At 47.3% G+C, this 20,526-nt stretch carries 21 protein-coding genes and 1 tRNA gene; 8 read left to right on the top strand and 14 right to left on the bottom strand.

Translation table 11 applies throughout. From position 1 onward, the window contains the following. Positions 1 to 91: 91 nt before the first annotated feature. The 3 genes from LLH06_RS12735 to LLH06_RS12725 all read right to left on the bottom strand — a co-directional run bounded on the left by LLH06_RS12735 (position 92) and on the right by LLH06_RS12725 (position 3,771). Positions 92 to 1,345 carry a site-specific integrase gene (locus tag LLH06_RS12735; protein ID WP_228169670.1) on the bottom strand — a complete coding sequence of 418 codons (1,254 nt, stop codon included), beginning with the start codon at positions 1,343 to 1,345 and terminating at the stop codon, positions 92 to 94. A gap of 194 nt (positions 1,346 to 1,539) precedes the next feature. Further along, positions 1,540 to 1,626: transfer RNA gene (locus LLH06_RS12730), tRNA-Ser, on the bottom strand. Positions 1,627 to 1,707: 81 nt separating this feature from the next. After that, positions 1,708 to 3,771 carry an HD family phosphohydrolase gene (locus LLH06_RS12725; protein WP_228169669.1) on the bottom strand — a complete coding sequence of 688 codons (2,064 nt, stop codon included), beginning with the start codon at positions 3,769 to 3,771 and terminating at the stop codon, positions 1,708 to 1,710. Between the two features lie 158 nt (positions 3,772 to 3,929). On the opposite strand from LLH06_RS12725, the gene LLH06_RS12720 reads away from it, so the two are divergent. The 4 genes from LLH06_RS12720 to LLH06_RS12705 all read left to right on the top strand — a co-directional run bounded on the left by LLH06_RS12720 (position 3,930) and on the right by LLH06_RS12705 (position 7,734). Next, complete coding sequence (locus LLH06_RS12720; RefSeq protein ID WP_228169668.1) at positions 3,930 to 4,817, top strand: hypothetical protein; 888 nt, start codon at positions 3,930 to 3,932, stop codon at positions 4,815 to 4,817. Between the two features lie 264 nt (positions 4,818 to 5,081). Beyond that, positions 5,082 to 6,554, top strand: a complete 1,473-nt coding sequence (locus tag LLH06_RS12715; RefSeq protein WP_228169667.1) for a POT family MFS transporter — start codon at positions 5,082 to 5,084, stop codon at positions 6,552 to 6,554. A 111-nt stretch (positions 6,555 to 6,665) separates the two neighbouring features. After that, positions 6,666 to 7,400 carry a polyprenol monophosphomannose synthase gene (locus LLH06_RS12710; RefSeq protein WP_228169666.1) on the top strand — a complete coding sequence of 245 codons (735 nt, stop codon included), beginning with the start codon at positions 6,666 to 6,668 and terminating at the stop codon, positions 7,398 to 7,400. A 100-nt stretch (positions 7,401 to 7,500) separates the two neighbouring features. Continuing rightward, complete coding sequence (locus LLH06_RS12705) at positions 7,501 to 7,734, top strand: hypothetical protein (protein ID WP_228169665.1); 234 nt, start codon at positions 7,501 to 7,503, stop codon at positions 7,732 to 7,734. On the opposite strand, the gene porG is transcribed toward LLH06_RS12705, so the two are convergent. The 8 genes from porG to ubiE all read right to left on the bottom strand — a co-directional run bounded on the left by porG (position 7,703) and on the right by ubiE (position 13,857). Beyond that, positions 7,703 to 8,491 (bottom strand): type IX secretion system protein PorG, encoded by a 789-nt coding sequence (porG, locus tag LLH06_RS12700; RefSeq protein WP_228169664.1) that lies wholly within the window; start codon positions 8,489 to 8,491, stop codon positions 7,703 to 7,705. The two genes, LLH06_RS12705 and porG, sit on opposite strands and share 32 nt — an antisense overlap. Positions 8,492 to 8,501: 10 nt before the next feature. Then, positions 8,502 to 9,380: an NAD kinase gene (locus LLH06_RS12695; protein WP_228169663.1), complete on the bottom strand. Its 879-nt coding sequence runs from the start codon at positions 9,378 to 9,380 to the stop codon at positions 8,502 to 8,504. Between the two features lie 8 nt (positions 9,381 to 9,388). Continuing rightward, on the bottom strand, positions 9,389 to 10,048 hold the full coding sequence (locus LLH06_RS12690; RefSeq protein ID WP_228169662.1) for a CBS domain-containing protein: 660 nt from the start codon (positions 10,046 to 10,048) through the stop codon (positions 9,389 to 9,391). A gap of 2 nt (positions 10,049 to 10,050) precedes the next feature. Continuing rightward, positions 10,051 to 10,833, bottom strand: coding sequence for an alpha/beta fold hydrolase (locus LLH06_RS12685; RefSeq protein ID WP_228169661.1), 783 nt, complete (start codon positions 10,831 to 10,833; stop codon positions 10,051 to 10,053). 110 nt (positions 10,834 to 10,943) lie between these two features. After that, on the bottom strand, positions 10,944 to 11,393 hold the full coding sequence (locus LLH06_RS12680; RefSeq protein ID WP_228169660.1) for a GatB/YqeY domain-containing protein: 450 nt from the start codon (positions 11,391 to 11,393) through the stop codon (positions 10,944 to 10,946). 128 nt (positions 11,394 to 11,521) lie between these two features. Continuing rightward, complete coding sequence (locus tag LLH06_RS12675; protein WP_228169659.1) at positions 11,522 to 12,280, bottom strand: SDR family NAD(P)-dependent oxidoreductase; 759 nt, start codon at positions 12,278 to 12,280, stop codon at positions 11,522 to 11,524. A gap of 85 nt (positions 12,281 to 12,365) precedes the next feature. Then, positions 12,366 to 13,124: a type IX secretion/gliding motility protein PorT/SprT gene (gene porT, locus LLH06_RS12670; protein ID WP_228169658.1), complete on the bottom strand. Its 759-nt coding sequence runs from the start codon at positions 13,122 to 13,124 to the stop codon at positions 12,366 to 12,368. A 1-nt stretch (position 13,125) separates the two neighbouring features. Beyond that, on the bottom strand, positions 13,126 to 13,857 hold the full coding sequence (ubiE, locus tag LLH06_RS12665; protein ID WP_228169657.1) for a bifunctional demethylmenaquinone methyltransferase/2-methoxy-6-polyprenyl-1,4-benzoquinol methylase UbiE: 732 nt from the start codon (positions 13,855 to 13,857) through the stop codon (positions 13,126 to 13,128). Between the two features lie 171 nt (positions 13,858 to 14,028). Between ubiE and LLH06_RS12660 the strand changes: the two genes are divergently transcribed. Next, positions 14,029 to 14,625, top strand: a complete 597-nt coding sequence (locus LLH06_RS12660) for a DUF4202 domain-containing protein (RefSeq protein ID WP_228169656.1) — start codon at positions 14,029 to 14,031, stop codon at positions 14,623 to 14,625. Positions 14,626 to 14,714: 89 nt separating this feature from the next. After that, entirely contained in the window at positions 14,715 to 15,803 is a 1,089-nt protein-coding gene (locus tag LLH06_RS12655) for a DNA topoisomerase IB (RefSeq protein WP_228169655.1), read from the top strand. Positions 15,804 to 15,821: 18 nt separating this feature from the next. Here LLH06_RS12655 and LLH06_RS12650 read toward each other — a convergent pair whose 3' ends face one another. Both LLH06_RS12650 and LLH06_RS12645 read right to left on the bottom strand, forming a co-directional pair. After that, a complete protein-coding gene (locus LLH06_RS12650; RefSeq protein WP_228169654.1) occupies positions 15,822 to 17,573 on the bottom strand; it encodes a M56 family metallopeptidase in 1,752 nt (583 codons plus the stop codon). Positions 17,574 to 17,578: 5 nt separating this feature from the next. Beyond that, on the bottom strand, positions 17,579 to 17,941 hold the full coding sequence (locus LLH06_RS12645; protein ID WP_228169653.1) for a BlaI/MecI/CopY family transcriptional regulator: 363 nt from the start codon (positions 17,939 to 17,941) through the stop codon (positions 17,579 to 17,581). A gap of 655 nt (positions 17,942 to 18,596) precedes the next feature. Here LLH06_RS12645 and LLH06_RS12640 point away from each other — a divergent pair. Then, positions 18,597 to 19,451, top strand: coding sequence for an SDR family oxidoreductase (locus tag LLH06_RS12640; protein WP_228169652.1), 855 nt, complete (start codon positions 18,597 to 18,599; stop codon positions 19,449 to 19,451). Between the two features lie 83 nt (positions 19,452 to 19,534). Then, positions 19,535 to 20,041: a c-type cytochrome gene (locus tag LLH06_RS12635; RefSeq protein WP_228169651.1), complete on the top strand. Its 507-nt coding sequence runs from the start codon at positions 19,535 to 19,537 to the stop codon at positions 20,039 to 20,041. A gap of 8 nt (positions 20,042 to 20,049) precedes the next feature. Here LLH06_RS12635 and LLH06_RS12630 read toward each other — a convergent pair whose 3' ends face one another. Continuing rightward, a complete protein-coding gene (locus LLH06_RS12630) occupies positions 20,050 to 20,520 on the bottom strand; it encodes an NUDIX domain-containing protein (protein WP_228169650.1) in 471 nt (156 codons plus the stop codon). Positions 20,521 to 20,526: the final 6 nt, after the last annotated feature.

Genomic DNA, 20,526 nt, shown 5'->3' with positions numbered 1-20,526 from the left:
AAGAATGATAAAAAGATAAATTTTGCACATTTCGTGCATTTTTTATATTTTTATCGGATACTTTGTTTAATAGTTAGAGTACCGCAGACTTTTATGCCATTTCAATGTTTGACAATTTATTTTCATTTATTATCAGCTTCTGTTTTAAAGCAGTCATGTCCTCGCTTACCTTCGCGTCTAAAATTTTTGCGTAATGTTGGGTAGTGCGAATATTACGGTGACCAAGCATTTTGGAAACACTTTCTATAGATACGCCGTTTGAAAGGGTCACCACCGTAGCGAAAGTGTGCCTGGCAATATGAAAGGTCAATTCCTTGTTGATACCGATCGTATCAGCAATTTCTTTTAAATAGCTGTTCATTTTCTGATTAGACAGGACAGGTAATGCTTTATCGTTGTGCAAGCATTCTGGATTATCCTCATACTTTTCTAATATCCTCAATGCGGTTGGTAATAAGGGGATCCGGGATGTGGTGTCTGTTTTCTTACGTGAAGTAAAAATCCATTGTTGCCCATCAATACCTTTGATGATCTCAGACCTTTTAAGCTTCTTCACATCTGCGTACGCTAACCCGGTAAAACAACTGAATAGGAAGATATCCCTCACTTGTCTAACCCGATTGGTAACCAGCTTAGCATCTGCCATTGCTTGAATTTCATCTTTGGTCAAAAAATCTCTAACTACCTCTTTTACTTTTGGCTTGTAGTTAACGAACGGATCTTTGTCCAGCCAGCCATTCGCTATACACAGCCTGATGATCTTCTTAAAGTTCTTGACATATTTGACCGTAGTATTATTCGCACAATTACATTCTGACCGCAGATAGAAATCAAAGGATGTGATAAACTCGTGATCAACAGCTTTGATGTCTATATCAGCTTTCCGGTATTGCCACAGAATAAATTCAGTTACATGCCTGAAGGTGGTTTCAAAGATGGTCAACGTTCCCTGGGAATATTCTTTTCCGATGAGGAGTTGCAGACGCTTATTGTGTTCCTTGAAGATGGGGATCAGCATCTTTTGCCTTTCCTTTTGCTCCTTGCCAAGCAATCTGTTTTTGAGATCTTCCACACAAATGTTGGCATTTGCATCCATCATTTTTCTGTGCTCATCATAAACCTGCTGTTCAAGGGTTTTGAGGTAATGGTTAAACACACGAGCTTCTTCATTTGTGCCGGTCATCTTTTGCTGGTCGGCATTCCAGCGCTCCGGCCTGATGTACCGGCGTGTGGTAAATTCAACACGTTCTCCTGCTACGGTCAATCTCAAATAAACCGGGGCCGTACCGTCTTTAAGTGTTTTGCTCTTTTTCAACGCGAAGTTGATACAAACTGTTCTGATCATCGCTTTAACGATTAAAGATTAATAATTAAACTTTTAGCGGTTCAGCGAGACCTAATTTACGAAGGGACCAATAGGTCTCGCAAGAGGTCTCGCTTCGATTGAGATGAATTGCGTTGAAATGAGGTGGCTATAAAGCAAAAACGCCCCAGATCGTATGATCTGAGGCGTTTTTCAAAACTTTGACATGTTATTTGCGGTGAGGGAGGGATTCGAACCCTCGGTACAGTTTCCCGTACGTCAGTTTAGCAAACTGATCCTTTCGGCCTCTCAGGCACCTCACCGTTTAAAGTAACTATGTTCCCCGTTTGGGATTGCAAATATAGTAATTCAAGCTATCCGTCAAAAAAATATTTCACCTATTTCTAATAATCTATTCGTACGTGATAAATGCTCATCAGCATGCGTTTAAATATAGTTTTGATGGTCTCGATCTCTTTTAAAGTGATGTCGCTGTCTTTCAGTTGATTCTGGTTCAACTTGTAATTTACGATGCGATCGACCAGGTCGCTGATCGATCCGGCGTCGGGCTCTTTGAGTGAACGTGATGCCGCTTCAACAGAGTCTGCCAGCATCAATACACCCGTTTCTTTTGAAAAAGGAATAGGTCCAGGATACCTGAAAATGTTCTCATCGATGAACTTTTCTGGAAAATTCTTGAGAAAAGATTGATAAAAGTAGTCCACCCGGGTATTGCCATGGTGGGTGCGTATAAAATTGATGAGCGTCTCTGGCAGGTTCGCTTTCTCTGCCATTTCTACGCCTTTACGCACGTGCCTGATGATGATTTGTGCGCTCTCTTCGTAAGAGAGCTTGTCGTGAGGGTTAAAGCCGGCCGTTTGGTTCTCGATGAAGTATAAAGGGTTCTCCATCTTGCCAATGTCGTGGTACAGGGCGCCCGCACGTACGAGTAGGGCATTACCACCAATGCTGTATATCGCGTTCTCGGCCAGGTTAGCCACCTGTAACGAGTGCTGAAACGTTCCGGGAGCCTTAAAGGCTAATTCCCGCAGTATGGCCGCGTTGGTATTGGTCAGCTCAATGAGAGTAAGATCGGAGGTGATACGGAACAGTTTCTCGAATGCGTAGATCAGTGGATAGGCCAGCAGGGTAAGCATCACGCTCACCACGAATGGAAAGAACTCTGCCCATTCGATGCTGTTCAGGTCGCCCTCGCGGATAAAGCTGATACCCAGGAACGAGATCAGATAGGTGATGGTGATGATAGCCGCCGAGGTGAGGAACTGGCCGCGACGCAGCAAGTTCTTGATACTGTAGATCGATACCATACCAGCAGTGATCTCGTAAAAAGCGAACTCAAAGCTATTAGGCACATAGAAACCGGCGATCATGATCACCAGCAGGTGAATGTTAAGCGCCAGCCTGGTATCGAACAGGATGCGGATGATGATCGGTACGATGCAGTAGGGGATGTAATACAGGTTAGGCAGCTGCTGGCTGATCGCCCATGAAAGAGTACCGAGCATGGCCGTGATCACCAGCATGATCAGCCCCACCAAACGATTGTCCTGGTAAATATCTTTACGGAAGAGGTACAGGAAAACGATTAGCAGCGTCACGGTCAGTGATACGAGCAGGAACTGACCCAGGAACACCATTTTGCGGTTGCCGTTCACCCGGGCGCTGTCCTCAAAGTATTTTTTGTACGAGAGGAGCTTCTGGTATATCTCATCATTGATCACGGTGCCTTTTGCCACGATCACCTCGTCCTTTTGTACCATGCCCTGCGTGGTCGATACTCCACTCAGGGCGTCGCGCTTGATGCGGGCAGTAAGCTTGTCGTCGTATATCAGGTTGTTCTGCAGCCGGTTCTGGAGCAGGTCAAGCATAAACGCCTTATCTACATTGGTCAGGTTTAGCTCCTGCTCAAAGTAAACTATCGCTTTCTCTTTGGTGTACAGGCCCGAGGTGTTCTTGTTGGCCGATACGTTCTTGTTCACCACCGTAATATTGTAGTCCTCGGTGGCGGGCAGGTCTTTAATGCCCGGTGTAAGGATGCCTATGGCATAAACATGGTTCAGTAACGCACGACCGATCTCCAGGTACCGGGCCCGTTGCTTCTCCGGCAAGCCTGAACCTGCCCATTTGATATTGAGGTCGTTAGCAAAGCCTTCTAACTGCTGTAATTGTACATCGGCGCGCAGTTGGTAAATAGGGGATACGCTTTGTAAAGCTGCCGACTGATCACGTTCGAGCTCAGCGTTGGTCTTTAAAATGGCGAAGTTGTAAGGCGCTAAAAGTTCCTTTTGGTTCCATACCCGGCCTTTCTCGAACTCATACCTGAACTTTACCTGCTTGGGCAATGCCAGGATGATAAGAAATACGCTCAAAAGTATGATAATGAACTTTACGCTTACCGCGTATTTACGTAATAAAGCTTTGGTACGTGATATACTAATGATCGCCATTTAACGCATATGATTTTCGTAAACAGGAGGCGACAGCACTGCGCGCCCACTTTGCTTACAATAATAACGTTAATTGCAACAAAATAAGTTGTATTATCGTTTTTTGATAGCATACTTCGCCACCAATGCCTATGTATCGAGTTGTTATTATATGTGTGATGTTATGGTGTACGGTTTGCGGCACCGCGTTCGGTCAGCGCTTTAACAGTCCTGATCAGCTGGCCAAACTGCGGCCCATGCAGGATAGCCTGATCAAACTGGGCAGGCAGGTGGTTAACAACGAGAGCGATGTGGAACGCAAGAATGCCAATTACACCTTCATCCGTACGCTGGTAAGCACCCTGAAGATCCCCAACTCTTACGCCTACAACTTCGATTCGTTGAAGACGATCAGCATCATGCGGTCGCCTGATAATAAATTCAGGATCTTTAGTTGGTTCGTGATGAATGAGGATGGCAGTTACCGTTTTTACGGTGCCATACAGATGAACACCGGCGGAAAGCTTCTGTTACACCCTCTGGAGGATCAAACACCATTCATCAATAGTGCAGAGGACACGATAACCGATAACAAAAAATGGCTGGGTGCCCAATACTACAAGATCATCCACGTAGCTGGCACTAACCCTTATTATGTGCTCTTAGGCTGGAAAGGGAATAACGTAAAAACCACCAAAAAGGTGATCGAAGTGCTGTCCTTCAAGAACAATGCTCCTGTTTTTGGTATGCCGGTTTTTACGGGTAATAAACGCATGCGCGATCGCGTAGTATTTGAATACAGCCGACAGGCGTCAATGTTGTTACGCTATGTGCCCGAGCAGAACCTCATCGTTTTTGATCACCTGGCCGCACCCGACGGCAAAGCGCAGATGTCGCCCGAGATGTACGGTGGGGATCTGAGCTACGATGGATACCAGATGACGGGTGGCAAGTGGAAGTTCAAAGAAGGCCTGGATATGCGCAACATACCCATGCCTGAGGACGAAGGCGTGACCGACCCCAAGATCGAACGCAGGAATACCGTGAAGCCCCGTCGTCGTAACTGATCTTCTGCACCCGTTGTACTCTCGGTCAAAATTTTATTTGCCTTGATCTGTGGACAGATCGGCTGAACAGGATCTTTCGACCCACTTTTTTATCGTACTGAATTTGAGCGAAGTGTTGTTATACATGAGCTTCAAGCATCTAATTGACCAGTTTTCTTTTCTTCACGATAACTTCATTTTTGTATCGGGGATGGTAAATGTTTCAACACAAAATTCGGGTTTGAGATATAAATGCTATTTTAGAAAAATTTTTTAATTTAAACTATGGTTCAAGATCCGTTAACAATTGATACCGAGAACGTAAACCCTAAATATCCCAAAAGCATACCTTACATCATAGGCAACGAGGCCGCCGAACGTTTCAGTTTCTATGGTATGCGTTCCATACTTGCCACTTTCCTGGTGGCTCAGTTCTTCAACCCAACAGCAAATCCAGCTTTACAAACAGTAGCCGAGGCTCAGGCCAACGAGAGCACGCACTTCTTTGTGTCATTGGCTTACGCCTTACCATTCGTTGGTGCGCTGGCTGCCGACTGGTTCTTTGGTAAATACAAAGTGATCCTTTATGTGTCTATCATTTACTGCTTAGGGCACTTGTGCCTGGCACTTTTTGATACTGACCTTACCGGGTTCAGATATGGCCTTATCCTGATCGCGATCGGTGCGGGCGGTATCAAGTCATGCGTATCGGCCAACGTTGGTGATCAGTTCGATAAGACCAATCAAAGCCTTTTGTCAAAGGTTTATGGATGGTTCTACTTTGCCATCAACTCTGGTTCTGTGCTATCAACCATCGCCATCCCTTACATTTATAAACACTATGGCGCGCAGTGGGCGTTCGGTATCCCAGGTGTGCTAATGGCGTTAGCTACCATCATCTTTTTCACAGGTCGTAAAAAATATGTAAGGCTGCCTCCACAAGGGGTCAACAAGAATAACTTTGTCTTTATATCGCTGTATGCCTTATTCAACATGGGCAAAAAACAAAAAGGGCAGTCGTTGCTTGACGTAGCCAAAGAAAAGTTCGATCCTGAAAAGGTAGAAGGCATGAAAGCGGTTTGGCGAGTAATGGCCGTTTTCGCTTTCGTACCGGTGTTTTGGGCCATGTGGGACCAAAGCTTATCCGAATGGGTATTGCAGGCCACTAAGCTTGACCTGACCATGTTCGGTTACAAGCTACTGCCTGAGCAGATCCAAACGGCTAACCCTATCTTCTTACTGTCGTTCATTCCGATATTCAACTATGGCTTGTATCCATTCTTGGATAAGATCGGTATCAAAACAACACCGCTTCGTCGTTTTGGCGCAGGTTTATTCCTTACTGGTTTATCGTTCGTGATCATCGCGTTGTTGCAGGAAAAGATCGATGCTGGTCAACACCCGACCGTGTGGTGGCAGATACTGGCTTACATGGTACTATCTGCCGGAGAAACGCTGGTATCGATCACCGGTCTGGAGTACGCTTATACCCAGTCGCCAAAGTCGATGAAGAGCACCATGTCTGCGATCTGGCTGCTTACCGTTGCTATAGGTAACATGTTCGTGGCGTTCGTGAATAGCAGTATCTCTAACCACGGATTTTTCTCTCGTTTCGAGGGAGCCAGCTACTTCTGGTTCTTCGTGGTGCTGATCAATGTTTTCCTGGTGGTTTACTTATTCGTATCACCAAGATTGAAAGAGCGCAATTACGTTACTGAGGACGAGAACAAGTTAGTGGCCGAGACCACCAACCTGTAACCACACCGTTTAACATAATTTAACTTAAAGCAGGGAAGTTGTTACTTTCCTGCTTTTGTTTTTTAAAGGCTTAAATATGTACTTTTGCCACTCGTACATTAATTACTTACCGTGCCCGATAGCATAGTCATCATCCCTACTTATAACGAAAAAGAGAACATCGAGCGAATGATCCGCAAGGTATTCTCATTGCCGTACGATCTGCATGTACTGATCATTGATGATGGATCACCTGATGGCACGGGCAGTATCGTTAAAAGCCTGCAGAACGAGTTCACGGGACGTTTATACATCGAGGAGCGTAAGGGGAAGCAGGGATTAGGCACGGCGTACATACATGGCTTTAAGTGGGCCATCAAGCACCAGTACGACTACATTTTTGAGATGGATGCCGACTTTTCACACAACCCTGATGATCTGTTACGCTTGCGCGAGGCCTGTGCTGAAGGTGCCGATATGGCCATCGGGTCGCGCTACGTGAAAGGTGTCAATGTAGTGAACTGGCCCATGAACCGCGTACTCATGAGCTACTATGCATCGGTATATGTACGCATGATCACCGGTATCGATATCCATGATGCTACTGCTGGCTTTGTGTGCTATAAGCGCAAGGTATTGGAGACCATCCGTTTGGATAAGATCAAATTTGTGGGCTACGCCTTCCAGATCGAGATGAAGTACACCACTATCCGTCATGGATTTAAGGTGGTGGAGATACCGATCATCTTTACCGATCGTACCGAGGGCGTCTCTAAAATGTCGACCCGTATCTTCCGCGAAGCTTTTTTTGGGGTGATACAAATGCGCATCAACAGCATCTTCCGCAAGTACCCGGAAGGGGAGTAGGCTCTACCTTAATGCCTGTTTTTAGCCTTTAAAGCTACGTTTACTATCTCTATTCAAACAATTATCATTTATGAGGGTACTGTTATAAAACCCTCAACAAATGAATAAATTTTTCCGTGCGCTGATCGCCGCCTGGGGCGCAAAAAAATTAGGTGGAGGCTGTTTGTCTACCATCGTTATCTTTATTATCATTTATACTTTGCTTGGTAAATGCAACGAGCCTGCCCGTGCTTCAGTAAAACCGGCAGCTATTAAAACTGCTGTTCACCAAAACGCTGTTAGATCGAACGCAGTGCCAGCAGTTACTTATAGTAGCACTTCTGGCCAAGAATAGTATAAGAAAGGCTTAGCCCGAAAAAGACGTAGGTATCGTGTTTCCGGTAGTCGCCACGCTGGCTACCGGCAGTGCCTATATATACGCCGGTCCGTTCGCCTGAACGGTCAGACAGTGCCCGGGCGATAGGGTCAACAAAGGTGTTTCGGTCGGCATAATTACCGCTCACATCGTCAAAGTGGTCTGAATATACCGTGCGATACCCTACATCGGCAGTGAGGCTTACTGAGCTAAACAGATTGAATTTTACACCTGCTCCAAAGGGGACCGCCACAGCGGTGGTACCGTAGGTTTGCGGCGACTGCTCGAGGTTCAAGGGACGCAGGTCATAGGTCTGCCCGTTATAAATAGCCTTGGGTGTGTAATTGACCGCAGCTATACCTCCGTAAACAAAGGGGGTGAAGTCATGATAACGGTCGCCGGGCAAGTATTCCATAAAATTGAACTCGCCGATCAACGCACCTTCGGTAAACGGTGTATAAAAGCTCAGATTGCGTTGTCGTTGTTCGGCGTATTTGGATGTGCTGTCCGCAGCTTCTACCTGCGCCTTACTTAGGCTTGCTTTGATGGACCAATGCCCGTTGATATTATAACGCAAATGAAGCCCCTGCATGGCTCCGCTCACTTGCAATAGGTTGCGTTGGTTAAGGTCGCCAATGTAACCTGCTGCGCCACCCTGTACGCCAAATTCCCATTGCTGAGCATTACTGTGTAACGCAAATAAACAAAGGGCGATGAGCAGCAGGAAGCGCTTCATAACAGTAAGGCTAATAGTTGCGGGCGTCCAATCCCCACAATAGTTTTTTGCGCAAGGTCTCCAGGTAGCTTTCGTTCTGTAAGCGTACCAGGTTCACCTGGAAGCCTGCCTTATGAATATCGAACTTGAACTTGCTATCGATCACCGCCGTACGTGAATCACATGATATGAGGCAGGTAGCGTTGCGTGCTTCCACCTCAAAGGTAAGGGTGCTGGTATCGGGCAGTACGATCGGGCGCACGTTCAAGTTATGAGGCGATACCGGCGTTACTACGATAGTATTAGAGCGCGGATAGATGATCGGCCCGCCGCAGCTTAACGAGTAAGCAGTAGAGCCGGTAGAGGTGGAGATGATGATACCATCGCCCCAATATGTGTTCAGGAACTCGCCATCAAGATAGGCGTGCATGGTGATCATGGCAGCATCATCCCGCTTGTGGATGGTGATGTCGTTCAGCGCAAAGTTGTCCTTGCCAAATATCTCTGCTTCCGAGCTCACGCTCAGCATCTCGCGGCTATCAAGTGTGTACTGACGGTTCACCAATGCAAAAAGTGCTGCGGCAATGTCGTCCTTGTTCACGCTGGCCAAAAATCCCAGGCGACCAAAGTTGATACCAATGATCGGAATGCCGCTATCGCGCACAAAGGTCACCATATCTAACAGGGTACCATCGCCACCAAGGGTGATCACCACATCGATGTTTCCACCCAGCGGGGTCTCACTTTGCAGTACCGGGAACGGCACCTTGCTGATCTGTTCCTTTAACGTATCGTTGAACTGGTGGTGGATGTACACCTGCACATCATGTTGCGCAAGTACATCAAATACCTGTTGTACGTAGGGGAGAACGGTGTCGTTAAAGCGTCGGCCATAAATTAATATCGTCATCGGCGGGGTCACATGTTAAGGTAATTCATGAATGATTCGTAGCGGTTCAACGAGTCATCATCACCATCGTGCTGGTCAAAAGAGGCCTTTACATCATAGCCATACCGCAAAAATGCAGCATTTATAGAAGCAATGTCTGGTTTATTCAGTTTAAGGGTCACTTCCATCCGTGTGGAGTCTGGAAATGTGCGAACGTAGGAGCTTAAGATCTGCGCATTATCTGATTCCACGATCTGGGCCATTTGCGCCATCGAGTTATCCTTGTTGCTGATATCGAGCACGATAACACCTCCGGGCTGCGATACCGCCGTGATCTGCGCAAAGTAAGCGTTCATGGCATTCAGCGTCACTACGCCGGTATAGTTCTTTGCCGCATCCAGGATGGGTACAATGGTGAGTTCCTGTTCATAGAACATGCGGATCACCTCGTAAACGTGCTGCTCCTGAAAGATGAAGTTGTTGACATGTAAGTGAGGTAACTCACTTACGGGCAGGGTATGGTCGGGCTCGGTGATGTCCTGCTCGGCCAATAAGCCTATAAAAATGTTGTTGTTCACCACCGGCAGGTGCCTCACCCTGAACTCCACCATACGGTCGATCGCCAGCTGAATGGGATCAGTGGTGGCCACAGGAGGGATGATATTGGCAGCTAACTCGGTCGCAAGCATAACTAAACTTCTTGTTTTACGGGGTCGACCTTTAACGTCCCCAGGTACTCTTTTAATATACGGTTGAACTCCTCTGGTTGTTCCATCATCGGTGCATGTCCGCACTGATCGATCCAATATAATTTCGATTGCGGGAACAACTGATGGAACTCTACCGCCACTTCGGGAGGTGTGATCTTATCGTTACGGCCCCAGATCAGGCCTACCGGCATGGTGATCTTGTGCAGTTCCTTAGCCATATTGTGCCTGATGGCCGATTTGGCCATGGCCAGTATGCGCAGCACCTTTGAGCGATCGTTAATGGTGATGAACACTTCGTCCACCAGGTCTTTCGTGGCTGTGGCCGGATCATAAAAAGTATATTCTACCTTTTCCTTCACGAACTCATAGTTCTCGCGACGTGGGAAAGATCCGCCAAATGCGTTCTCGTACAAGCCTGAGCTGCCGGTAAGCACCAATGACTTGAGGCGCTCAGGGTGAGCCAGGGTATAGATCAGTCCCACATGACCGCCAAGTGAATTGCCGATCAGGGTGATGTTCTCAAGCTCCATGTGCCTGATGAACCGGTGCACGTATTTACTCAGTGTTTTTACACCGGTGGTAAGCAAAGGCAGATCATATATAGGAAGGATAGGGATAATGACCCGGTACCGGTCCTTGAACTCATCGATCACCGCTTCCCAGTTGCTTAAAGCACCCATAAGGCCATGAAGCAGCAGCAGTACATCGCCTTTGCCTTCATCAATGTATATAAATCCTTTTTCTTCTTTAAGCACAAATTTCATAACACGTACAAGTAATACATTTAAGTGACCGGCATTGATGTTAACGATGGTCACATCACGGCATAAAATTAGCTGTTTGGAACATAGTTCCTAACATTAAGGAAATTTAATTAGGCCAGTAATTGTTTTACTACCTCTGATATGGTGCGGCCATCGGCCTTGCCGGCTAGTTCTTTGTTGGCAGCACCCATCACTTTACCCATGTCCTTAACAGAGGTCGCACCTACACGACCGATCAGGTCTTTCAGGTAGGTCTCGATCTCGGCACGGTCCATTTGTTTGGGTAGGTACGCCTCGATCACTTCCATTTCTTCTGTTTCGATCTGGTAAAGGTCAGGGCGGTTCTGAGCCTGGTATATGTCAGCGGATTCCTTGCGTTGCTTCACTAACTTTTGAAGCACCTTGATCTCGGCCTCTTCGGTTAGCTCTTCGGCAGCACCTTTTTCGGTCTTGGCCAGCAACAAAGCCGATTTGATGGCTCTAAGACCACGCAACTTTTCGCTTTGTTTAGCCAGCATGGCTTGTTTTATATCCTGGTCTATTTGGGTCTGTAGTGACATGTGTTCAGTTGTGTGTAGTTACTGAGTTAATGATTTATTTGGTTATTGAAGTTGCGGTCATCAAGCTGTGAGTTATTGAGCTATCTTATCTAATAACTTAATAACTTTAAGCTTAATAACTAAACTCACTAACCTCTATGTATCATGGTGCCCGTAGCTTGTGCTGTAGGCATCAGGATCAGGTCATTGATGTTTACATGGGCCGGGCGTGATGCCACGAACCAAATGGTCTCGGCAACATCCTGCGCCGTAAGTGGTGTAAACCCTTCGTATACTTTTTTGGCGCGGTCCTTATCACCTTTAAAACGAACCTCCGAAAATTCGGTCTCCACTGCTCCAGGATGAATGGCGGTCACCTTGATGCCATGTGACAGCAGGTCCATCCGCATGCCTTTGTTCAGCGCATCTACAGCAGCTTTGGTGGCACAATATACATTGCCGTTCACATAAACGTCCTTACCCGCGATCGAGCCCAGGTTGATGATATGGCCACGGCCATTGCTGATCATCCAGTTCGATACGATCTTGCTGGTGTAAAGTAAGCCTTTGATATTGGTATCGATCATGGTATCCCAGTCGGCCACGTTGCCATTTTGAATGGGGTCGAGGCCCTGGCTCAAACCGGCGTTGTTGATCAGCACGTCCACTTGTTTGAGGTCGGCCGGTAACGTTTCCAGGTGATGCGATACCTGCTCCCGGTCGCGAATATCGAAAGCGGCGACCGCTATACGCACATTATAAGTGTTGTTCAGTTGCTGAGCCAGCTGGTCAAGTCGGTCCTGACGGCGGCCGGTCAATATAAGGTCATACCCTTCGCGGGCGAACAGATGGGCACATGCCTCGCCAATGCCGGCGGTAGCCCCTGTTATTAAAGCGATCTTAGCCATAAGTAGTATAACTTGAACGCCAAAATTATGTTTTTTATGTGGGATGCGGACCCTGCAGAGCAAACGAATTGAACTTTGTCAGCCTTTATTCGAAATGCAAACTGAACATGATGCTTTGTAGAAACAGCTTGCTCAGCGGCGAGATCAACGGTACGTTATTGGCCACCAGTACGTTGCCAAAAGAGTTGCCCACCTTGATCTCGGGCGACATTTTAAAGTACTCGAAATAGATGTCGCATCCTAAACCGACCTCATACGAAGCAAAGCCCCGCTTGTTCTGGATCTTTTGTTGCAGGGGGGCATCATTACGGTCAGGCTCTCCCTTGTTCATGGCGATAGAATATTTGGCACCGCCTACGAGGTAGCCCCTGAAGTTGCCTATGCGTTCGGAGCGCAGCTTTAGTAGTAAAGGTATCTCGATAGTAGTGGTTTGTACCTGCCGGGCCATGTCGTCGTACTGCAGCTGGCTGTTGGGTGTGGTTGGCTTGGCAAAGGTGTAGAGCAGTTCACGGTCGGCAAATACGAGACCGGGAGTGGTACGTGCTTCCAAAAATTCGGTCAACCGGTAGCGTGTGATGAAACCTACGGCAAAACCAGGCGTGGTACGCGAGCTGATGCTCGTCACGTTAGTGGTAAGCTGATTAAAAGGGTCTTCGTTGTTATACAAAGGTTTTTGCCAGTCTGGCTGCTTAATGATCTTATAGTTCTGCATCACATACTGAAAGGTGAAGCCAAAACTCAGGTCGTTATCGTCGGCGCCACCGCCAGAGGCATAGCTTTGTGCCATCACCAGGTGCGATAGCAGCATTGCCATGCAAAGCAATATGGCTCCTTTTTTTCTCATGCTACTTGATGCCCGTATACACCGAGCATATACCGAACATTAGCGGACGGCTCTTGGTGGCTTTGTATCCAACCTTATCCATCAGGTCGGTGAACCGCTTGCCATCAGGAAACGCTGCTACTGATTCAGGTAGGTAGGTGTAAGCCCGCGAATCTTTAGAGAACAATTTGCCAATGCCGGGCGTGATATAGTTAAAATAGAAATTGTAAAGCTGTTTAACTGGGAACACTCTTGGTTTGGAGAACTCGAGCACCACCAGTTTACCGCCCGGCCTCATTACACGTAGCATGTCTGCAAGGCCTGCCTCCAGGTCCTCAAAATTGCGTACCCCGTAAGCCACCGTGATCGCATCAAATTCGTTAGCTTCGAAGGGCAGTTTTTCAGAATCGCCCAAACGAACTTCGAATTTATGACCCAGGCCACGTTTGGCTATCTTTTGCTTGGCGATCTCCAGCATCCCGGCCGATATATCAACACCTACTATCTTCTCAGGCTTCAGTATGGATAGCGCCTCAAAGGCGAGGTCACCCGTACCGGTGGCCACATCAAGGATGCGCTTAGGCTTATCGGCCTTTAGCTCATTGATGGCGATCTTGCGCCAAACGATGTCGATACCTAATGACATGAAATGGTTCAAAAAATCATAGGTCTTTGATATGTTGTTGAACATATCGGCCACCTGTTCTTTCTTGGTCGCTTGCTGGTTCTGGTACGGCGTTACGGTTCTGCTCATGAGGCGGTAAAGATAATATTTTTGGAACGATAAGCATTAATGCACCGTTGCTATAACAGCCCATACGCTGATATGTTGAAGGTGTAATGACACGACGCTTATGGTCCAACACTCGGACGTTCAGCATGGACGCTATCCACGCCATGTTCAAAAAATACCTACCTTGTGGCCATGACGCAACTCCAGGCCGCCTTTGATCTTTTTGATGCTTATAACCGCAACGACCCACGCACTTTTGAGTGGGAGGGAACAAGCTATCCGCAGGAATATTTTTTTGCCTTGAAGCTTCATGATAGGGTGCTTCTACTTGATCCGCAGGCCAGTGAAGAGTTGTTGTTGGCCTCGCGTTGCCAGCACATTGGCCGCTGGGAGATGCCCCGAGAAAGTTACCCCGAAGGGCGCGAGGCATACCTGAAATGGCGTAAAGACCTTGCCCTGCATCACGCAGAGATCGCTTCAGGCTTGATGGGACAAGCGGGCTATGCCGATGAGCAGATAAGCCGCGTGACCGAGATCCTTCTTAAAAAGCGCATCAAGGTGGATGCCGACGTGCAAACCATGGAGAACGCGCTATGCCTCATATTTCTTGAGTTCCAGTATGAAGATTTCAGGAAAAAATATGCTGATGACCCCGAAAAGATGATCAACATCCTTCATCGCTCCTTATTAAAAATGGATGCTCACGGGCATGTCTTCGCCCTCCAATTAGCGTATAGCGAAGGCGGTGCCGAACTGGTGCAAGCCGCTCTGTCGCGGTCTGCAGAGTGAGCATGTGATCTTAGTGGTCGCCACGGCAGGTCATGAAGCGTTGAGTGCAAACTAATGATATGGTAGTACGTTGTAACGGATATACCATCATGAACCGCCTCCTTAAAAAACTGGAAAAGATCGGCCGCGATCCCAAGGTGACCGCCAAAGCCGCTGGACTGCGCTATGTGTCTGACACGACCACACCTGGCTATACACGCAAAAAAAGTGGTAAAGGCTACAGCTTTTACGACCCTGATGGCAAGTTGGTGAAGGACAAGGAGCTGGTACAGCGTTTTAGTAAGCTGGTGATCCCGCCGGCCTACACCAATGTTTGGATATCGCCGCACGAGAATGGGCATTTGCAGTTCACGGGAACTGATGCAGCCGGGCGTAAGCAATACCGCTATCACCCTGATTGGAACAAACTTCGAAATCAGTCGAAATATCATCGTTTACAGACCTTTGCTGCGCACCTGCCTACCATACGCGAGCGTGTGGACAAGGACCTGCTGCGCCGTAACCTCGACCATGACCGAGTTTTGGCCTTGGTGGTGCGCTTAATGGAGCTCACCAGTATCCGTATCGGTAACGAATCGTATAAAAAACTTTACGGTTCTTATGGGCTTACCACCATGATGGATAAGCATGTGAAGATCGATGGCACCAAGATCAATTTCGAGTTCAAGGGTAAAAAGGGCGTATACCACAAGATAGCCCTGCAAAGTAAGCGTTTGGCCCGATTGGTGAAACAATGCCGCGATGTGCCGGGTAAGGAGCTGTTTCAATATTATGACGATGAGGGCAAGCGTTGCACCATCGACTCGGGCGATGTGAACACATACTTAAAGGATATCACCGGCGAGGACTTTACCGCCAAAGATTTCAGGACCTGGGCCGGGAGCGTGAGCGCGTTGTTCGCGTTCAAGGAGGCTGGCGAATACGAGAACCAGACCCAATGTAAAAAGAACATCATCAGCGTGCTTGATGATGTGGCGCTTACCTTAGGCAACACGCGCACGGTGTGTAAGAAATATTATGTACACCCGACCATTATCAAGGCTTATGAGGAAGGTCACTTGTTTAAATACATTGGTCACTTGGATGAGGACAAAGAGGAAAAGGCTAGCGAATTAAGGGCCGCTGAAAAAGCGCTGCTCGACCTCCTTGAACACGAAAAGCTGGCCGAAGCCAGCTGATCGCGTGTGAGGTCAAGGTTATTTGATGATAGGTATCGCTCTTTTGGTGGTCACGATGATGACGCCGTTGGTTGCTTTTTTACCATAGAGTGCAGTAGCGACCGAATCTTTTAAAACGTTGATCGACTCAATGGCATTCATATCGACCGTCATAATTCTATTCGCTTCTAAGGTCTGTCCGTTAACCACGTATAGAGGGTCTTTTCCATTCAGCATTGATGTCTTTATCGTCATCAGATGGCTGTTCGCCGGAACAGTAAAAGCGACGCCACTTCTTCTCATTTTGGCGATCGTGTCGGCTTTAGTTCCAGAGGTCGCCTTGGTAATAGAACCGAGGCCATATCGGTTGGTATCCGCTTTGGTCATGAGCACTTTCATGAGGTTCACCGTTATTTGACTGTCAATGTTAGCACCTACCCCGGGACGTTGCGTTGGACGGTAGGCTGTCTGCTGTTGTGAACGGTATTCCTTCATGATCATCGGTATCCGTTCTTTAATGGCGATAGCCTCCGGCGAGTTGGCGCCATGTTTGGTCATGATCAGCACGATCCCGTCTTTCGCTTTGTCACCAAAAAAGTCCTTCGCTTCATTGCCCTTGAACACGAACACTTTGTCGACATCGTTGGGTTCGATCTTGGGAAGGGCCGATCGCTTTATAAATTTTCCATCCACCATATACTGAGCAGAGCTGGCTTTTTTGCCGCCTGTCTTAGGGGTGTCAGTACTTATGCCCGCATCATTGGCCAGGTCAACAGCGGCTTTAAGTGTCCGTTGGCGTAGGGCGGCCTCTTTGCTGAGGTCAAGTTTTTCGTTTTCAGGGAAACTGATACCGGCCGAAAGTCCTGAGATAAGATGATCGGTCGCTTTACCGGCAGAGGTAAGGCTTTTTTTGATGTAGGCAGCTTTGGTTGTGCCAAAGGTGAATAGTAGCACCAATATAGCAGGTAACACAAAGCTATACCGGGTTAGGCTGTACGCCGAAGATCTTTTGGAGTTCATCATCATGATACGTTTTTTGATAGTAGATACATTAAAATGGTTTACCATGGCATTAGGAGATGTGTTCAGGCTGGCATAAAGCAGGCTGTATTGATACTCCCGGGCATCAACGCCTTGCTGCAGGATCTGTTGGTCGGTAATGAATTCAAGGTTCTCGCTAATGGCTTTTTTAATGAGCCATACCCCGGGGTTGAACCAGTAGAACACCAGGCTTAGTTCGGCCAGCAAAACGTCCAGGCTGTGCCATTGCTTCACATGCACCTGCTCGTGTGCAATGATCGGCCCTAACTCTTCAGGCGTATGTTGTTGTAGATGAATATAAATGCTTTGCCAAAAGGAGAAGGGGTCTACTTCGTGACTGATCAGCCTTACTTTGTGGCCGGCAACATTGGCCGGTCTTGATCGCTGGTGCAATCGCATCAACGACCAAAATTGTAGAACAAGCCTGACACTCATTACCGTTACGCCGGTCCAAAACAACATAAGCACCCAGTCCCAGTAGTTGGTCTCTGTCACAGGTCGTATCAGTTGAGCGGCCCGCACGTTCATATTGATCACCATATAGCTTATTGGGGTGGCCAGTTTTTCGTGGCGTTCAACAAATGCGCTCAGGTCAACCAGTGGGTATATGGTACTGAACACGATGGCCAGTACCAGGTATACGCGGTTGAGCGTATAGAAAGTTAACTTACGCAGTATGGCATAGTAGCCCAGGCAAAAAAGCAGCAGGGCCACGTTCACTTTTAACAGATATAATAGCAGCGCTGGCATAACGGTCATTTTTTGGGTTTCTCGATCAGGTCAATGATGTCTTGCAGGTCTTTGGCGGTTATCTTTTTGTCTTGTGCAAAAAAGGTGACCAACTCTTTATAGGAGTTCTGGAAGTAGTTGTTCACTACACCGTTCATAAATCTTTTCTTGTGGTCCTCCTCTTTTACCAGGGCCTGGTAACGGTAACTGTTGCCTTGTTTGTCGCCCATCACATAGCCTTTGCGCTCCAGGTTCTTTACCGTGGAGGCGAGGGTGGTATAAGGCGGCTTAGGTTCTGGCATGGCATCTAACAGTTCCTTGATAAAACAGGGACCCACTTGCCACACGCCCTGCATGGCCTCTTCTTCTTGTTGCGTCAATCTTTCCATGTCTACGATGTTTTCGTAAATCTACGAACTATTCGTAGATATGCAAATTTTAAATTAAAATATTTTTCGTAGTGGAACTTATCTCTTGTTCTGATGTTCTATGTGCTTTGAGGTAGATGATGTCGGTTTTAGTATTCTTGTAAGATCTTGTTGCGACAGAATCGTATCATAGATAAATTTTGTCTGTTTGGTGGTTATAAACGTTAAGATAATGAGGATTTAATACTAATATTTAGGTGTTTTAAGATAAATAATTCAAATTTCTATCAATAAATGGAAAATATTTAGAGGTATCATTAATATGTGCGTAAAATATTGAGTAAAATGATTTAGATTTGAGTAAGAATTTCAAAAGTTAGCTTAGCCTGGCGCGTTTACCTGGAATCACCGGGCGCAGGTGATCGCCCGGGCAAGATAGCTAACCCATTAAGATGCGCCGCTGCGGGGAGCGGAACGATCAGGGATCCGTGTATGGTTGGGCCCTTGCACTTTTGATCGTTCCGTTCTAACTCCTCGCAACGGCGCATTCTTATTTAGTCACCGTGGTGATCATGGCCTCCATCTTTACACTCCACAAACAATTGTGATCGTTCACCTCTTAACTTTGCACGTCAATAGCGATAGTTAAGTATTTACCTCATTTTATCATTCATATATGCCATTCAGGACCACGGTCATCACCGGAGCTACTTCAGGTATAGGTAAAGAGACCGCCTTGGCATTGGCCAAGATCGATCATGCGTTGTATCTGCTGGTGCGTGATGTGCAAAAAGGTGAAGCGTTAAAAAAGGAGCTGATCGCCGCCTCGGGTAACCGCAGCATCTTTGTGGTGCATTGCGATCTGGCCGATATGCAGAGCGTAGTGAATGCCGCTAATGAATTAAAGGGAAAGCTGTTCGCCATCAACGTGCTCATTAATAACGCAGGCGGCATTAACGCTAAACGCCAGGAGAGTGCCGACGGAGTGGAACTAACCTTTGCCATGAACCACCTGGGGCACTTCGTGCTGACCATGAACCTGATGCCTTTACTACAAAAAGGGCAGGCCCGTGTGATCAATGTATCATCCGAAGCACACAAGGCGGCACGGCCACAGTATCTGAATGATATTCAGTTCAGCAACGATTATTCGCCCATCAAAGCCTACGGACTTGCCAAACTTTGCAACATCTACTTCACTCTTGCCCTGGCCGAGCGTTATGGTAATTTAGGGATCACGGCCTACGCATTGCATCCAGGCGTGGTAAGTACAGCTTTTTGGAAGGACGCCGGTTTTTGGGGTAATATCCTGTCGTGGTTGGCCAGGCCGTTTATGATCAGCGCCGAAAAGGGGGCTCAAACTTCCATCTTCTTGGCTGGAGCTGTTAAGCTGAGCCCTAAACTCAACGGACAATACTTCAAAAAAGGGGAGGTCACCAAGACCACCCTGGCCGCTCAGAACGCATCGGCACGCAACAAATTGTGGCAGATCAGTGAGCAAATGGCGGCTCCGTTCTTGCCTGCTTTGTAACATTATTACCGCAAGTGGCAATGTCATATCAATGTCACGGCATGTTCGTATATTTAGCCAAACACTAAACAAGAAAACGAACTATGCTGCCAGGTAAAAAATTCGTGGTCACGATCATGTCGTTGGCCGCTGTGGTGCTGATCTCGACCACAGCCATGAAACAAAAACCCCAAGAAGAAAAGAAATTCAAGAATCTGAAGGTACTTCCTAAGGATATATCTGAAAAACAATTAGATGCCGTAATGGAGAATTGGGAACACTCGTTAGGGGTGCGTTGCAGCTTTTGCCATGTACGTAACGAGGAGACCAAAAAAATGGATTGGGCCGCTGATGGTAAACCTGAAAAGGATATGGCCCGCAGCATGTACAAGATGACCGCTGCCATCAACAAAAAATACTTTAACGCGGGTAAAGACTCGTTGGGTATGGTGATGGAAATGGGTGTGAACTGTAATATGTGTCACCAAGGCAATGCTCATCCTGAACCTAAACAGCCCGAGCATCGTCGTGGTCCACGCCCGCAAGGTCCGCCACCTGCAGGTGCTCAGCCAGCCGGTACTCCACCTGCTACACCTCCGGCCGGTAACTGATCGGTAAGTTAACGCTGGTAGGTGAGGAGTAATTGCTGCAACTCATCCACCAGCGCTACTTGAGCAGGGTTCATCTTTATTCGAGCTTCTTCTACACCTAACCATTTAGCCTTGTCGATCTCCGGCACTTCTATCCACTTGCCCGATCGGTAAGGGTATTCCAATTGAAAGGTATTGCTTTTGATGGTGTCGGCATCTATCTCGCCCTGTACAGCCCAAGCCTGCACTACCTTACCGCCTTTTTGTTTGACGGGTGTCAGCGCTATCGTTTCTCCTTCGGGGCGTGTTCCGGTCTCTTCTTCAAATTCCCGTAGCGCAGCAGCCAATGGTTCTTCTTCATCCGGGTATTCTCCTTTAGGTATGGTCCAGGCTCCGGCATCTTTCCTAACAAAAAAAGGTCCGCCCGGATGCACCAGGAGAACCTCTAAAGTTTTGTCATTTATACGGTAAAGTAATATGCCTGCACTTTTTTTAGTCATGATGAT

It is taken from the genome of Mucilaginibacter daejeonensis, from assembly GCF_020783335.1.
Taxonomy (GTDB): domain Bacteria; phylum Bacteroidota; class Bacteroidia; order Sphingobacteriales; family Sphingobacteriaceae; genus Mucilaginibacter; species Mucilaginibacter daejeonensis.
This window is presented reverse-complemented; position numbering and strand designations above follow the sequence as displayed.

Excerpts from the sequence above, each read along its gene's own strand:
- LLH06_RS12735 (WP_228169670.1), bottom strand. The coding sequence starts at position 1,345 with ATGATCAGAACAGTTTGTATCAACTTCGCGTTGAAAAAGAGCAAAACA.
- LLH06_RS12725 (WP_228169669.1), bottom strand. The coding sequence starts at position 3,771 with ATGGCGATCATTAGTATATCACGTACCAAAGCTTTATTACGTAAATAC.
- LLH06_RS12720 (WP_228169668.1), top strand. The coding sequence starts at position 3,930 with ATGTTATGGTGTACGGTTTGCGGCACCGCGTTCGGTCAGCGCTTTAAC.
- LLH06_RS12715 (WP_228169667.1), top strand. The coding sequence starts at position 5,082 with ATGGTTCAAGATCCGTTAACAATTGATACCGAGAACGTAAACCCTAAA.
- LLH06_RS12705 (WP_228169665.1), top strand. The coding sequence starts at position 7,501 with ATGAATAAATTTTTCCGTGCGCTGATCGCCGCCTGGGGCGCAAAAAAA.
- porG (WP_228169664.1), bottom strand. The coding sequence starts at position 8,491 with ATGAAGCGCTTCCTGCTGCTCATCGCCCTTTGTTTATTTGCGTTACAC.
- LLH06_RS12695 (WP_228169663.1), bottom strand. The coding sequence starts at position 9,380 with ATGACGATATTAATTTATGGCCGACGCTTTAACGACACCGTTCTCCCC.
- LLH06_RS12690 (WP_228169662.1), bottom strand. The coding sequence starts at position 10,048 with ATGCTTGCGACCGAGTTAGCTGCCAATATCATCCCTCCTGTGGCCACC.
- LLH06_RS12685 (WP_228169661.1), bottom strand. The coding sequence starts at position 10,833 with ATGAAATTTGTGCTTAAAGAAGAAAAAGGATTTATATACATTGATGAA.
- LLH06_RS12680 (WP_228169660.1), bottom strand. The coding sequence starts at position 11,393 with ATGTCACTACAGACCCAAATAGACCAGGATATAAAACAAGCCATGCTG.
- LLH06_RS12675 (WP_228169659.1), bottom strand. The coding sequence starts at position 12,280 with ATGGCTAAGATCGCTTTAATAACAGGGGCTACCGCCGGCATTGGCGAG.
- porT (WP_228169658.1), bottom strand. The coding sequence starts at position 13,124 with ATGAGAAAAAAAGGAGCCATATTGCTTTGCATGGCAATGCTGCTATCG.
- ubiE (WP_228169657.1), bottom strand. The coding sequence starts at position 13,857 with ATGAGCAGAACCGTAACGCCGTACCAGAACCAGCAAGCGACCAAGAAA.
- LLH06_RS12660 (WP_228169656.1), top strand. The coding sequence starts at position 14,029 with ATGACGCAACTCCAGGCCGCCTTTGATCTTTTTGATGCTTATAACCGC.
- LLH06_RS12655 (WP_228169655.1), top strand. The coding sequence starts at position 14,715 with ATGAACCGCCTCCTTAAAAAACTGGAAAAGATCGGCCGCGATCCCAAG.
- LLH06_RS12650 (WP_228169654.1), bottom strand. The coding sequence starts at position 17,573 with ATGCCAGCGCTGCTATTATATCTGTTAAAAGTGAACGTGGCCCTGCTG.
- LLH06_RS12645 (WP_228169653.1), bottom strand. The coding sequence starts at position 17,941 with ATGGAAAGATTGACGCAACAAGAAGAAGAGGCCATGCAGGGCGTGTGG.
- LLH06_RS12640 (WP_228169652.1), top strand. The coding sequence starts at position 18,597 with ATGCCATTCAGGACCACGGTCATCACCGGAGCTACTTCAGGTATAGGT.
- LLH06_RS12635 (WP_228169651.1), top strand. The coding sequence starts at position 19,535 with ATGCTGCCAGGTAAAAAATTCGTGGTCACGATCATGTCGTTGGCCGCT.
- LLH06_RS12630 (WP_228169650.1), bottom strand. The coding sequence starts at position 20,520 with ATGACTAAAAAAAGTGCAGGCATATTACTTTACCGTATAAATGACAAA.